The sequence below is a fragment of the Candidatus Baltobacteraceae bacterium genome (genome assembly GCA_036488875.1).
Lineage (GTDB): Bacteria > Vulcanimicrobiota > Vulcanimicrobiia > Vulcanimicrobiales > Vulcanimicrobiaceae > JAFAHZ01.
Genome location: DASXGW010000014.1, coordinates 33924 through 47157, shown reverse-complemented (window position 1 = coordinate 47157; position 13234 = coordinate 33924). Strand labels below are relative to the sequence as shown.

Annotated in this window: 13 protein-coding genes; 12 read left to right on the top strand and 1 reads right to left on the bottom strand. The window is 61.6% G+C overall.

The features are described 5' to 3' along the window. Positions 1 to 78: 78 nt before the first annotated feature. From VGG89_17020 to VGG89_16970, 11 genes are read left to right on the top strand one after another with little or no spacing between them, the layout of a single operon-like run. Positions 79 to 1689 (top strand): hypothetical protein, encoded by a 1611-nt coding sequence (locus VGG89_17020; protein ID HEY1978257.1) that lies wholly within the window; start codon positions 79 to 81, stop codon positions 1687 to 1689. A gap of 1 nt (position 1690) precedes the next feature. Next, positions 1691 to 2707 carry a sulfate ABC transporter substrate-binding protein gene (locus VGG89_17015; protein HEY1978256.1) on the top strand — a complete coding sequence of 339 codons (1017 nt, stop codon included), beginning with the start codon at positions 1691 to 1693 and terminating at the stop codon, positions 2705 to 2707. Then, a complete protein-coding gene (cysT, locus tag VGG89_17010; protein ID HEY1978255.1) occupies positions 2704 to 3534 on the top strand; it encodes a sulfate ABC transporter permease subunit CysT in 831 nt (276 codons plus the stop codon). Before VGG89_17015 ends, cysT begins: the two co-directional genes overlap by 4 nt. Further along, the gene (gene cysW / locus VGG89_17005) at positions 3531 to 4382 is read left to right on the top strand and encodes a sulfate ABC transporter permease subunit CysW (protein ID HEY1978254.1); all 852 of its coding nucleotides are present in this window, start codon (positions 3531 to 3533) and stop codon (positions 4380 to 4382) included. The genes cysT and cysW overlap by 4 nt, the downstream gene beginning before the upstream one ends. Further along, positions 4355 to 5425 carry a TOBE-like domain-containing protein gene (locus VGG89_17000; protein HEY1978253.1) on the top strand — a complete coding sequence of 357 codons (1071 nt, stop codon included), beginning with the start codon at positions 4355 to 4357 and terminating at the stop codon, positions 5423 to 5425. Before cysW ends, VGG89_17000 begins: the two co-directional genes overlap by 28 nt. 17 nt (positions 5426 to 5442) lie before the next feature. Then, complete coding sequence (locus VGG89_16995) at positions 5443 to 5988, top strand: cysteine dioxygenase family protein (GenBank protein HEY1978252.1); 546 nt, start codon at positions 5443 to 5445, stop codon at positions 5986 to 5988. Continuing rightward, positions 5988 to 7277, top strand: a complete 1290-nt coding sequence (locus tag VGG89_16990) for an FAD/NAD(P)-binding protein (protein HEY1978251.1) — start codon at positions 5988 to 5990, stop codon at positions 7275 to 7277. Before VGG89_16995 ends, VGG89_16990 begins: the two co-directional genes overlap by 1 nt. Before the next feature lie 30 nt (positions 7278 to 7307). Continuing rightward, complete coding sequence (locus VGG89_16985; GenBank protein HEY1978250.1) at positions 7308 to 8084, top strand: sulfite exporter TauE/SafE family protein; 777 nt, start codon at positions 7308 to 7310, stop codon at positions 8082 to 8084. A 44-nt stretch (positions 8085 to 8128) separates the two neighbouring features. Beyond that, entirely contained in the window at positions 8129 to 8914 is a 786-nt protein-coding gene (locus VGG89_16980) for a sulfite exporter TauE/SafE family protein (protein HEY1978249.1), read from the top strand. A gap of 31 nt (positions 8915 to 8945) precedes the next feature. Then, entirely contained in the window at positions 8946 to 9986 is a 1041-nt protein-coding gene (gene tdh, locus VGG89_16975; GenBank protein HEY1978248.1) for an L-threonine 3-dehydrogenase, read from the top strand. 31 nt (positions 9987 to 10017) lie between these two features. Next, positions 10018 to 11211 (top strand): glycine C-acetyltransferase, encoded by a 1194-nt coding sequence (locus VGG89_16970; GenBank protein ID HEY1978247.1) that lies wholly within the window; start codon positions 10018 to 10020, stop codon positions 11209 to 11211. A 2-nt stretch (positions 11212 to 11213) separates the two neighbouring features. Here the strand turns inward: VGG89_16970 and VGG89_16965 are convergent, their stop codons facing one another. After that, the gene (locus tag VGG89_16965; GenBank protein HEY1978246.1) at positions 11214 to 11372 is read right to left on the bottom strand and encodes a hypothetical protein; all 159 of its coding nucleotides are present in this window, start codon (positions 11370 to 11372) and stop codon (positions 11214 to 11216) included. A gap of 138 nt (positions 11373 to 11510) precedes the next feature. Between VGG89_16965 and VGG89_16960 the strand changes: the two genes are divergently transcribed. Beyond that, positions 11511 to 13214: a S53 family peptidase gene (locus tag VGG89_16960; GenBank protein HEY1978245.1), complete on the top strand. Its 1704-nt coding sequence runs from the start codon at positions 11511 to 11513 to the stop codon at positions 13212 to 13214. Positions 13215 to 13234: the final 20 nt, after the last annotated feature.

Genomic DNA, 13234 nt, shown 5'->3' with positions numbered 1-13234 from the left:
AGCCGCAACCAAAAGAAGGAGCCCCTCTTCGTAGAGGGGCTCTTGCTTTATTTAATAACTTTAGTTAACATTTTTGGAATGTTGACTTTTGCTAGCATTTTATTGGCGCTCGCCACGCCGGGGCCTGCCGCGATCGCTCAGGCGGCCGCGTCTGCCACTCCCACACCCAATCCCTTGACGATCAGCGGCTTTTACCGCGCGTATTACTTCACCCGGCAGAACGCCTCGAACAACCCGGGCGTTCAGTTCAACTATTCGCCGGGAGCCAAATACAACTCGAACGCGGTCAATCAGGCGACGTTCAATAACGCGATCGATCTGCACGCCGACTACCATTTTGCCGGCGGCGGCTTTTTCATCGGCGGCACGTACTTGTACGCCAATCCGTTCGACGACACGTGCTCGACGGCGCTCCTTCACGCCAAGGGGCGTACGTGCGTCACTGAAAAACCGCCGAACACGAATCCCGACGACACGGTTCCGGGCTTCATTCTCAACACGTTCTACGAGGGCTATCTCGGCTACAGCGCCCACAACGTCTACGCAAAAGTCGGCGACCAACTCTTCAACTCGCCGTGGGCCTCGCCGGTCGACACGCGTCTCAAACCGGCGGCATTTCAAGGCGGCGATTTCGCATACACGCCCGGGCCGTGGACCTACGAGTTTGCTCGTATGCTGCAGTTCGAGCCGCGGAACAGCTCGACGTTCGTCAGCCAAACCCTCATCACGGGTTATCCGGCCGGCGGCACGGGCCTCGCAAGCAACATCGCTAATCCCGGCGGCGGCGGAATCAACACGGACGGGTTCTACTACGGCCGGATAGGCTACGCCCCGAAGGGCGGCGATTACTCCGCCAACGGTTACCTATGGAGCGTCAACGATATCGTCAACATCTATTGGGGAGATGCCAAGTACACGCTGCAAGAGAATCGCTGGAAACCATACGTCGCCCTGCAGGGCGGCTGGGAGAGCAACACCGGCGCTTCGTACGTTGGAAAGATCGCCAGTTCGATGTTCGGCGCGCAGCTCGGCTTCAACGTCACCAAGACGGTCGTGATCGCCGCGAGCTACGACGGCGTTCCATGGAAGTACGATAACGTCGTTCTTCCCAAAGGCTTCTCGTGCAGCAACTCGACGTTCCAAATCAAAACGCCGACGCAGCAGTCTCCGCCTCAGCCGGGCAACACCCTCGGCTACTTCTTGCCCCTCAACTCCGGTCAGTGCTTCACCAATCCCAACGGCCTAACGACCGTCGCGTACGGCGGCTGGGCGAGTCCCTACACCGACAACTACGCGACTAACCCAGTCTTCACGACGTCGATCTCGCAAGGCGAACCCGACCGGCGTGCAGGCGTACAGTCGTATAGGATCGCTGCAACGTATACGTCGCAGAACGGCCGCGGCATCTTCATCGCCGGCGACGCCTGGTACAATTACGGAAACACCCTCGTCGGTCAAACCACCAACGAGTGGAACCTCGACGGCACCTATCGCTTCATGCCCGTATCGAAGACGGGACCCTATCACGGCCTGCAGTTCCGTTATCGATACGCGCAGCGTTCGTACAGCAATACGTATTGCGGTGCGGCGGGTTCGTATTGTCCCACCGGCTTGACTTCGGGAGCGACGTTCCTTGGCGGCCAGCCGCTCTTCAAATACAACCGCGCCATGCTGGAGTACGATTTTTAAGATGAAGAGATTCGCTTTTCTCACGGCTGCGGCGCTGCTGGCAGCGAGCCTCGGCTCCTTGCAGCCGGTGCGCGCGGCCGGCGCAACCATTCTCAACGTGTCGTACGATCCGACGCGCGAACTCTACGAGGAGTACAACGCCGCGTTCGCGGCCTACTGGAAGAAGAAGACCGGCCAGACCGTCACGGTCCAGCAATCCAACGGCGGCTCCGGCAAACAAGCCCGTGCCGTCATCGACGGATTGCAAGCCGACATCGTGACCTTAGCGCTGGCGTACGACATCGATGCAATCTCGCAAAAGGCGGGGCTGCTGCCGGCCAACTGGCAGTCGCGCCTGCCCGACAACAGCACGCCGTATACGTCAACGATCGTCTTTCTCGTTCGGCAGGGTAACCCCAAGCACGTCAAAGATTGGGACGATCTCGTACGTCCCGGCGTTTCGGTGATTACGCCGAATCCGAAAACCTCAGGAGGGGCTCGCTGGAACTTCTTGGCGGCTTGGGCGTACGCGCTGAGTCGACCGGGCGGCAGCCAAACGTCGGCGCGCGATTTCGTCGCGAAACTGTATAAGAACGTTCCCGTTTTAGATTCTGGCGCCCGTGGTTCCACAACGACCTTTGTGGAACGGGGTCTCGGCGACGTGGAAATCGCCTGGGAGAGCGATGCGTTTTTGGCCGTAAACCAACTCGGCAAAGGCAAGTTCGAAATCGTGGCGCCGTCGCAGAGCATCTTGGCAGAGCCGCCGGTCGCGCTCGTCGACAAAATCGTCGATTCCAAAGGGACGCGCTCGGTCGCGCAAGCCTACCTGCAATACCTGTACTCGCCCCAAGGGCAGGAGATCATCGCCAAGCACTATTATCGCCCCCGGCTTGCGGCGGTTGCAAAGAAGTATGCAAACGTCTTCCCTCACATCAAGCTCGTAACGATCGACAAGGTCTTCGGCGGCTGGCAGAAAGCTCAGAAGGCCTTCTTCGCCGACGGCGCGATCTTCGACCAAATTTACCAACCGGGCCAGTGAAACAGCGTAGCGTGGTGCCGGGCTTCGGTCTGGCGCTCGGCTTTACCGTACTCTACCTTTCGCTGATCGTCCTCATCCCTCTTTCGGCAACGTTCGTCAAATCGTCGACGCTGGGATGGCATCAGTTTTGGCACGTCGTTACGGCTCGGCGCGCGTTGGCATCGTATGAGATCACGTTTGGCGCGTCGATGGTCGCAGCGGTAATTAATCTCGCCTTCGGGGTTCTCGTCGCCTGGGTGCTCGTTCGCTACTCGTTTCCTCTCAAGCGTCTTTTTGATTCTATGGTGGATTTGCCGTTTGCGCTGCCCACCGCGATCGCAGGCATCGCGCTCACGACGCTCTACGCTCCTAACGGCTGGCTCGGAAAGCCGCTGGCGGCCATGGGAATCCATGCGGCCTTTACGCCGCTCGGAATCGTGATCGCGCTAACGTTCATCGGATTGCCGTTCGTGGTGCGGACCGTTCAACCGGTGCTCGAGGATCTCGATCCCGAACTCGAAGAGGCGGCGGCTAGCCTTGGAGCGGACCGCTGGAAAGTGTTCTCCCGCGTTTTGCTGCCCGCGATGTTACCCGCGGCGCTTACCGGCTTCGCGCTTGCTTTTGCGCGCGGGATCGGCGAATACGGCTCCGTGATTTTCATCGCTGGAAACATGCCGATGAGAACCGAAATTACTCCGCTGCTCATCGTAACGAAACTCGAGCAGTACGATTACGCCGGCGCTACGGCGATCGCAGTCGCGATGCTCGTCGCCTCATTTCTGCTTTTGCTGGCCATCAATCTGTTGCAGCGTTGGAGCGCGCTGAGAGCCGGCGCCGAGGCAGCGTGATCGCGACTGCAGGGCGGCTTCCCATATCCCGGGCGACGACTGAGTCCAGCGCCGTCCGTTCTCTTTTGATCGGAATCGCGCTGGCGTTTCTCCTCCTCTTTCTCTTCTTGCCGCTCGTAGTGGTGTTCGCGACCGCGTTGGCCGAGGGATTTGCCGCGTACTTTCGCACTTTCGCCGACCCGGACACGATATCGGCAATTCGCCTGACGCTCCTGGCGGCGGCGATTGCGGTACCGCTCAACGTCATTTTCGGTCTAGCCGCCGCGTGGGCGATCGGCAAGTTTCAATTTGCGGGCAAGAGTCTGCTCGTAACCCTCATCGATTTGCCGTTTTCCGTCTCACCGGTCGTCGCCGGCCTCATTTACGTGCTGCTGTTCGGTGCGCAAGGGTTTCTGGGACCTTGGCTAGCGGCGCATCACATTCAGATTATCTTCGCGGTGCCCGGGATAGTGCTGGCAACGATATTCGTGACCTTCCCATTTGTCGCGCGCGAAGTCTTGCCGACGATGCAAGCGCAGGGAACTGAGGAAGAAGAAGCGGCGATCACGCTGGGGGCGAACGGCTGGCAAACGTTCTTCCGCGTAACTCTTCCCAACGTGCGTTGGGCGTTGATTTACGGCGTCATTCTCTGCAACGCGCGTGCGATGGGAGAGTTCGGGGCCGTCTCGGTCGTGTCGGGTCACGTCCGCGGGCTCACGAACACCATGCCGCTGCACATTGCGATTCTGTACGACGACTATCAGTTCGTTCCGGCTTTTGCCGTCGCATCGCTCCTGGCCATGCTCGCGCTCGTAACGTTGCTCGTCAAGAGCATCGTGGAATGGAAAAGGGGCCAGGAACCGTCGTGAGCATTACGGTGCGAAACGTCGTCAAGTCGTTTGGAGACTTTGTGGCGCTGCAGAGCGTCGACATGCGCATTGGTTCCGGAGAGTTGGTGGCGCTTCTTGGGCCGTCGGGATCGGGAAAAACCACGCTTTTGCGGATCATTGCCGGACTCGAGTTCGCAGATTCCGGTACGATTGCGTTCGAAGGGCAAGACATGAGCGATCGGAGCGCGCGCGATCGACGCGTCGGATTCGTATTTCAACATTACGCGCTTTTTAGGCATATGACGGTCTTCGAGAATATCGCGTTCGGCTTGCGCGTGCGCCCGCGGAGTTCGCGTCCCGCCGGCCACGCCATCCGTGCGAAGGTCGACGAACTGCTGGCGCTGATACAACTCGAGAATCAGGCGACGCGTTTTCCTTCGCAACTTTCCGGCGGGCAACGCCAACGGGTCGCGCTCGCGCGCGCCTTAGCCGTAGAGCCGCAGGTCCTCCTCCTCGACGAGCCGTTCGGCGCCCTGGACGCCAAAGTGCGCTTGGAGCTGCGGCGGTGGCTTCGCCGCCTGCACGACGAAATCCACGTGACGAGCGTGTTCGTTACGCACGATCAGGAAGAGGCGCTCGAAGTCGCCGACCGCGTTGCCGTGATGAACGAAGGCCGCATCGAGCAAATCGGTACGCCGGACGAAGTCTACAACCGCCCCGCGACCTCGTTCGTGTACAACTTCTTGGGAAACGTGAATTTGTTTCACGGGCGAGTCGATGACGGGGCACCGTACATACAAGAGGGCGCTACGGACCACCTCGTTTTCGTTCGACCGCATTCGTTGGAAATGTCTCGGGAAGTTCCCAGCGTCCGGCACTTTCGCGCGACGGTCAAACACTTCAACGCTGCCGGCCCCATCGTCAAAGTAGAGGGCGTCACCGAGTGGGGCGCGCCGGTCCACGTAGAGATCTCGCACGAGCGCTTTCGCGATCTCGCACTTCTCAAAGGCGAAGAAGTCTTCATTATCCCGCGTCAGATCGCCGTATTCACCGAGCCGAACGAGCTCGACGATCGATGTTGACACTTGAAGGAGGTACCATGCTCGCTACACTCATCGAGGAGCTCCGTACCGTGCCGCCGCAGTCTCGCGGAGAACGCGCCATGGGCGTTCTTCTGTCGGAGGCGGCGGCCGCGTTTTCGCAGTTCGAGCGACCCCTCATCTACCGCCCAAACTGCTACACCCGCACCTGCGCGTACTACGACGACCGCTTCGAAATCTTGCTCCTCAACTGGGCGCAGAATGTTGCTTCTGCAATCCACGATCACGGCGGTCAGCATTGCTGGCTCACGGTTCTCAGTGGGCAGCTTCAGATCGAGAACTACGAACGGCTGGACAACGAAGAAACGCCGGGCCGCGCCTTGGTCGTCCCACGAGATTGCGCGACGCTTGGTCCGGGCGATCTGGACGTACGATCGGGTCCCTTTGACATTCATCGCGTCGCGGCCGGCCGCGGCGGAGCGATTTCCTTGCACGTTTACGCCGGTCCGCTTCGCAGCTTTCTGGTTTATGACGAGTTCGGACAGCGTTGCGAACCCGCGCATGGGGGATACGATGAAATTCGTCCCCAGAGAGTGGCGATTTGATGATTCGCTGCGATACCGCCATTGTGGGCGGCGGCTTCTCAGGATGTGCCGTGGCGGCGCAGCTCGCGCGCATTACCGGACCGTTCTCGCTCGTGCTCTTCGAGCCGGGGCCGCTGGGCCGCGGGGCCGCCTATGGTACGCGCCACCGCGAGCATCTGCTCAATACTCGGGCCGCCGCGATGAGTATCTTTGCCGACGACCGGGACCACTTCGTTCGATGGCTTGGCGGCCGCGCCGCCCCTAGCGACTTTGTTTCACGGCAGTCGTACGGCGACTACGTGGCCGACGTGGCGCGCTTGGCTTTCGACCGCGACGGCTTCGACGTCGTTGCGGCTAAAGTCGTTTCGATGCATCGCTCCGCCGGCGGTTTCGTTCTCGAAACTGAAGACGGAAAGAAGTACGAGTCTCGCACGGCGGTCATTGCAACTGGAAACGCACTTCCGGGTGACGCCGCCCTTCCGCGAGGTGTGCCGGCACATCCCCGCTACATCGCCGATCCATGGCGCTTCGATTACCGCAGCGTCGCGGGCGACGTGCTGATCGTTGGGTCCGGGTTGACTGCGTTGGACGTGCTCGGCGCTTTGGAGTCTAGCGGCCATAGCGGCGCCGTGTACGTCGTCTCGCGTCACGCACAGTTTCCCCAAACGCATGCGGAGATTACGGAGGCGTATGGGGTCGTTCCGGCACTCGACGCCAGTAATGCGCGTACGCTGTTGCGAAGTCTACGATCACATTTGCGCGAAGCCGCCGCGCGAGGATACGATTGGCGCGCCGTCGTCGATGCGCTTCGTCCCGAATCGGAATCGTTGTGGCGCCGATTGTCCACCGAAGAGAGGCTTCGTTTCGATCGGCATTTACGGCGACGTTGGGAAAGGCACCGTCACCGAGCTCCAGGAGCCGTTGACGCGGTGCGTCAACGATACGCCGATAAGGGACGCCTTTTCCCGTATTCGGGGCGCATTACCGAATATGCCGCAGGGGAGGTTACCGTTGCGTTGCGCGATGGCGCAGAGGTGACGCTACGTCCCGACTGGATCGTCAACTGTACCGGTCCCGCGCCGAGCAGAACCATCGCGCCGCCGCCGTTGGGATTGGATCTGCGAGTTCACGCGGATCTTCATGCGGTGGACGACCAGGGCCGCGCGCTTCCAGGACTTTGGTTTGTTGGGCCGCCGCTGCGCGCCGTGCGCTTTGAAGCGACGGCCGTCCCGGAGCTGCGCCTTATGGCGCAAGCCGTCGCGCGCGGAATCGTCAAGAGCTTCGAAGAGGAGTTAACCCAGGTCGTTTGAGCCCCGCGCGCAAAGGTACCTAGCCAACTCATGAGCCTGGAACTTATCGCTATCGGCCTGGTTGTCGGAACGATCGTCGGATTGACCGGCGTCGGCGGCGCGTCAATAATGACTCCGCTGCTCGTTCTTGCACTCAAAGTCAATCCACTCGTCGCAGTCGGCAGCGACCTGCTTTACAGCGTCCCCACCAAACTCTACGGTGCCTACCTTCACAACCGTCAGGGAACGGTCAACTGGAAGATTACCGGCGCATTGCTTCTCGGCGGCGTTCCTGCCGCCGCCGCCGGCGTCGCCTTGCTCTACTGGCTGCGCGGTCATTACGATATCAAGCTCATGACGGCGTGGACTCGTCACGCCATCGGAGTGGCGCTGTTCGTCGCGGCGGCGGTGATGCTCATCAGGCCGTTCCTCAAGACCGTGCCGGTGGTTTCCCGGGACGAGTTCGCGTGGCACGGGGCGCAGCGTGCGTACGTCATTGCGATCGGGGCCGTCGTCGGACTGATCGTCACGATCACTTCCATCGGCAGCGGCTCGGTGACGTTGCCGCTGCTTGCGTTATTGCTTCCCACGGTTGGACTTTCGGAGTTGGTCGGCTCTGATATCGCTTACGCTGCGTTCTTGATACCGACCGCGGCCGCGGGCCGCTGGACGATGGGCGACGTCAACCTGACGCTCGTCGTCAACCTCCTGATCGGCTCGCTGCCGGGCATTTACGTCGGCAGCAAGCTGTGCGGCAAGATGCAGACGAAATGGCTGCGCCCCGCCGTCGCGGTGACGCTCGTGTTCGTAGGGACGCGCTTGATTTAAAACAGGGCGCGGTGCGGACCGAACCGAAAAAACGGCACCCTCTCGTGTTCTCAACCATCGAACTCGTCCTCGTCGGCTTTGCCGTCGGCATTCTCGTGGGCCTCACCGGGGTTGGCGGAGGCAGCATCATGACGCCGCTGCTCGTTCAGGTCGTGGGCGTCAACCCGTTGGTTGCCGTCGGTACGGACCTGCTCTACAGCGTTCCGACGCGGCTGTATGGCGCTTGGCTGCACCGCAAACAAGGAACGGTCAATGCGGAAATCGTCAAAGCGTTATTGTGGGGCGGCATTCCGGCTTCGATAGTCGGACTTGCAGTGCTCTATTGGTTGCGTCACGCGTTCGATATCAAGTTGATCGAAGGCTGGACGAAGCATGCGATCGGACTCGCGCTCTTCTTAGCCGCCGCGATGATCATCGCGCGGCCGTTCTTTAAACGGCGCGAGCTGCCGGAATCCGCGGCGCCGTTTTCGTGGACGCGCGGCCAGCGATCACGCATCATCGTTCTCGGCGCCGTCGTGGGTCTGGTCGTTACGCTCACGTCGATCGGCAGCGGTGCGGTGACTCTTCCGTTGCTCTCGCTCACGCTGCCGCTGGTCGGTCTTCCGGAGCTCATCGGCTCGGACATCGCCTTTGCAGCGTTCTTAATTCCGGCCGCTGCGATAGGCCGCTGGACGATGGGTGACGTCAACGCTCCACTCGCCGTCACGCTGCTGGTCGGCTCGTTGCCGGGCGTCTTTGTCGGCAGCAAACTCTGCGGCCGGATGAGCCAGCGCTGGCTGCGCCCGGCGGTCGCCGTGACCCTCCTATTCGTAGGAACGCGCCTCATCTAAGCTAATACGGGGCCTGGCAATGCCCCTAAGGATGAAAGCGCTCGTCAAACCGCGTCCCGGACCGGGCTTCGTACTGACCGACGTTCCGGTTCCCGCAATCGGACCGACCGACGTGCTGATTCGCGTCGGAAAGGCCGGCGTGTGCGGAACCGACGCGCACATCTACGGCTGGGATAAGTGGGCGCAAAACCGCGTCAAGCCGCCGCTGGTGATCGGACACGAGTTCATGGGAACCGTCGAAGCGGTCGGCGATGCGGTGCGTTCGGTTCGCCCGGGCGATCGCGTTTCGGCCGAAGGTCACATCGCCGATCTCACCTGCGTGCTGTGCCGAACCGGAAATGCGCACATCTGCGAGCGCGTCGAGATAATCGGCGTCGACCGCGACGGGTCGTTCGCCGAGTTCATCGCGATGCCCGAATACAACGTGTGGAAGCTCGATCCGGCGATTCCCGACGAGTACGCGGCGATCTTCGATCCGCTCGGTAACGCCGTGCACACGGTCATGGCCGCGGGAGTGAGCATCAAGAGCGTCGTGATCACCGGTGTGGGATCGATCGGGCTGATGGCCATTCCGGTCGCGCGCGCCGCCGGCGCGTCGTCGGTCTATGCGATCGACCTCAATCCCGCCAAGCTCGAGCTGGCCAAACGCTTGGGCGCCGATGCGACCTTCTTATCCACCCAAGCCGGCTTGGTCGACGAGATCAAGGAGCTCACTAACGGTGACGGCGTCGATGTGCTGCTCGAAATGTCCGGCAGCGGGGTTGCGATCGATCAAGGATTGCAAATGGTGCGCAACGGCGGCACCGCTGCGCTTCTGGGAATTCCCAGCGACAACATCAACATCAACCTCGCCGAGCGGATCATTTTCAAAGGCTTGACCGTACTGGGCATCAACGGCCGGCGCATGTTCGAAACGTGGTATCAAACGCAGGCACTGGTCAAGAGCGGCCGCGTCGATCTGCGTCCGATCATCACGCACGTGCTGCCGTACCAGCAGTTCGACAAGGCGTTCGAGCTGATGAAATCGGGCGAGGCCGCCAAAATCGTTTTATCCTTCGACTCCGCTCGCTAGCGCTCGCTACGCTGCAGGATGACAAAGTGGAATGAACACTACGTTTGAAGAGAAGCTCCAGTCCGACCTCGAGGCGCTCAAGAAGGCCGGCACGTACAAGCGGCTGCGGCACTTGACGACGCCGATGGCGCCCGAAGTGCACATGGAAGAGGCCGGCGACGTCATCGTGCTCTCGAGCAACAACTATCTCGGACTGGCCGACCAGGCCGAGGTCGTCGAAGCCGGCAAACGCGGGCTCGACGTCTACGGCGCCGGCACGGCGTCGGTGCGATTTATCTGCGGAACCTTCGACGTGCACCGCAAGCTCGAAGAGCGCATCGCGCAGTTCCTCGGGACGCAGGCCTCGCTGACGTACGTGTCGTGCTGGAACGCCAACACGGGTCTCTTTCCGACGATCTGCGACCAAGGATCGGCGATCGTGTCGGACGAGCTCAATCACGCGTCGATCATCGACGGCGTTCGTCTGGCGAGCAAAGCGCGTCGCGAACGCTACAAGCACAGCGACATGCGCGAGCTCGAAGCGAAGCTGCAAGCCGTTCAAGGGTGTTTTCCGATCGTCATTGTGACCGACGGCGTGTTCTCGATGGAGGGCGATTTAGCGAAGCTGCCCGAGATCGCCGAGCTGGCCGGACGTTACGGCGCGATCACGGTCGTCGACGACTCGCACGGTACGGGCGTGATGGGCAAGACCGGGCGCGGAACGATCGAGCATTACGGTCTAACCGGAAAGATCGACGTCATCACCGGTACGCTCGGAAAAGCGCTGGGCGGTGCCGCGGGCGGCTTCGTGGCCGGCTCCGAAGCGCTGATCGACACGCTCATTCAACGCTCGCGTCCGCAGCTGTTCTCCAACGCCCTCCCGGCGACGGTCGCGTGCAGCTCGCTCGAAGCGATCGAGTATCTCGACGCGCACCCCGAGCTGGTCGCAACGCAGCGCGACAACACGGCGTACTTCCGTGCGGGATTGAAGAAGATCGGCTACAAGCCGCTGGAGGGCGAGAGCGCGATCGTGCCGATCATCGTCGGCGAAACGGCGTTTGCGATCTCGATGAGCGACGCACTCCTGCGCCGCGGCGTGTTCGTGACGGGCTTCGGCTATCCGGTCGTTCCCGAAGGGACGGCGCGCATTCGCGTGCAGATCAGCGCCGCGCTTAATAAAGATGAATTGGACCGCGCACTGGCCGCTTTTGAAGCCGTTGGGCGCGAATTGGGCTTATTGAAATGAGGCTACGCGGTAACCGAGGGCTTGCGCTCGACGACGAGTGCGAGCGCGAGGCCGCTTTCCGTGCGCCGCTGGACGATGTAACCGTCGGGCATCCGGTCGTAAATGTGAAATCCTCGGCGCACCGCCTCGGCTAACGTATCGAACACCATAATTCCGGCCATCGCGCTCCTCTCCCGTCTAAGATATGCCCGTAATCGTTACGTTTGCGTATGAGCATTTGTTCCGGGTCGATGGGTCATTTCGGGTACCCGCTACGTTCCTAAAGGGGGCGGTTCGCTGCTCCGATGAAGGGTTTACATATGAAACTTCCGGTGTCTTTGGCTTTGGCCGCCGTTGCGGCCGCGGCCCTGACCGCCGCTCCGGCGAACGCTTCGTATCGCCGGCTGCCGCCAGCTGCTGCCCGCACGCTTGCATTGCCGTCGCTCCAAGGCGCGTTTGCCGGGCAAGTGCCTCGCCAGACGCAGGTGGATCTCTATATCCGCATCGCGGGCCGGCACGATGCCGAGCTCGACGCGTACGCGATGGCGATCATGACGCCGGGGTCGCCGTACTTTGGCCGTTATCTGACGCCCGCGCAGTTCGGCGGTTACTTCGGGGCGGATCCGATCGCGTATAATCGCGCAATCGAAACGCTGCGCCGGCGCGGATTCGTCATCGACGAGCTGCCGGAGAACCGCACCGATATCGTCGCGCACGCCGCGGCGCCCGTGGTCGAGGCGTTCTTTCAAACGCCGCTCGACCAGCGCGTCGAGCGGGGGCGGACGTACTTTACGAACCGTTACGAGCCGGTGTTTCCTCGCGAGTTGAAGATCGCGGCGGTTTCCGGCTTGGACGACTACGGCTTTCACCACCCGATGCTGCGCCGGAATCCAAACGCTATCGTCGATCACACGTTCAGCTGGGGTCCCGACGACGTTGCGACGGCCTACGACATCCAGCCGCTCTACGACCAGGGCCTCGACGGGAAAGGCATCACTATCGCCAACGCGACGTGCGGCGCCGCCGAGAACAGCGACTTAGCGCTCTTCCAGAACACGTTCTCGCTGCCGCTCGCGGAACTCGTCTCGACCGCAGAGCCGCGAAGTAAGGCGCTGACGTCGAGTTGCGGAGGCGGGTACGGTAACGGCGAGTCGTCGCTCGACGCCGATTGGGCGACGGCGATCGCGCGGGAGGCGACGTTCCATCAAGTCGTCGCGCACGGTCCCTCGAATCACGACTTCGATTTGGTGTACAGCTATATCGTCAACAATCTTGGCGGCTCGGTGCACGTCGTCACGACGAGTTGGGGCGTCTGCGAACAACTGATTAAGGGAACGGCGAGTCTGTCGATCGACGAAAAACTCTTCGCGCAGGCGATTGCCGAAGGCCAGCATTGGTTTTCGGCGTCCGGCGACGAGGGAACCGACGATTGCGAAAGCTCAAGAATCCATACGGTTTCGGTCGACTATCCCGGATCCTCGCGATACGTCATCAGCGTCGGCGGTACTAACGTGCGCGCTCGCATCGCGCACGGCAACGTGCAGGCGTGGCGCGCCGAAACGGTGTGGCAGGACTCGAACTCCGACGGCGCCTCGGGCGGCGGACGCAGTATTCTTTACGCGAAGCCGTCGTATCAGCGCGCTGTGACGCCCAACGACGGCGTTCGCGACGTTCCCGATATCGCGCTGCTCTCCGATCCCCAGAACGACGGCCTCTGGATGGTGCAGGGGGGCGCACTGCAGCCCGGCTGGGGCGGCACCAGTGAAGCGGCACCGCAGTGGGCCGGTCTCTTTGCCATTATCGAACAGCGCAAAGGCGGCGGAGCGATCGCCGATCCGCACGCGCGTCTCTACCAGCTCGCTTCGTCGGGCGCCTATCATCGGCTCTTCCACGACGTCACCCGCGGAAACAACGGTATCAGCGATCTCTACGGGTCGTTCAGTGGATACAATGCGGGTCCCGGCTTCGATCTCGCTACCGGATGGGGCAGCTTTATCGCCTATCCCCTAGTGAAAGCGTACTAGCGAGGCCCCGATTCCGCCGG

Bases quoted from the DNA above. Each gene is read 5' to 3' on its own strand.
- VGG89_16985 (HEY1978250.1), top strand. From the start codon at position 7,308: ATGAGCCTGGAACTTATCGCTATCGGCCTGGTTGTCGGAACGATCGTC.
- VGG89_17020 (HEY1978257.1), top strand. From the start codon at position 79: ATGTTGACTTTTGCTAGCATTTTATTGGCGCTCGCCACGCCGGGGCCT.
- VGG89_16990 (HEY1978251.1), top strand. From the start codon at position 5,988: ATGATTCGCTGCGATACCGCCATTGTGGGCGGCGGCTTCTCAGGATGT.
- VGG89_16965 (HEY1978246.1), bottom strand. From the start codon at position 11,372: ATGGCCGGAATTATGGTGTTCGATACGTTAGCCGAGGCGGTGCGCCGA.
- VGG89_16970 (HEY1978247.1), top strand. From the start codon at position 10,018: ATGAACACTACGTTTGAAGAGAAGCTCCAGTCCGACCTCGAGGCGCTC.
- VGG89_16960 (HEY1978245.1), top strand. From the start codon at position 11,511: ATGAAACTTCCGGTGTCTTTGGCTTTGGCCGCCGTTGCGGCCGCGGCC.
- VGG89_17015 (HEY1978256.1), top strand. From the start codon at position 1,691: ATGAAGAGATTCGCTTTTCTCACGGCTGCGGCGCTGCTGGCAGCGAGC.
- tdh (HEY1978248.1), top strand. From the start codon at position 8,946: ATGAAAGCGCTCGTCAAACCGCGTCCCGGACCGGGCTTCGTACTGACC.
- VGG89_17000 (HEY1978253.1), top strand. From the start codon at position 4,355: ATGGAAAAGGGGCCAGGAACCGTCGTGAGCATTACGGTGCGAAACGTC.
- VGG89_16995 (HEY1978252.1), top strand. From the start codon at position 5,443: ATGCTCGCTACACTCATCGAGGAGCTCCGTACCGTGCCGCCGCAGTCT.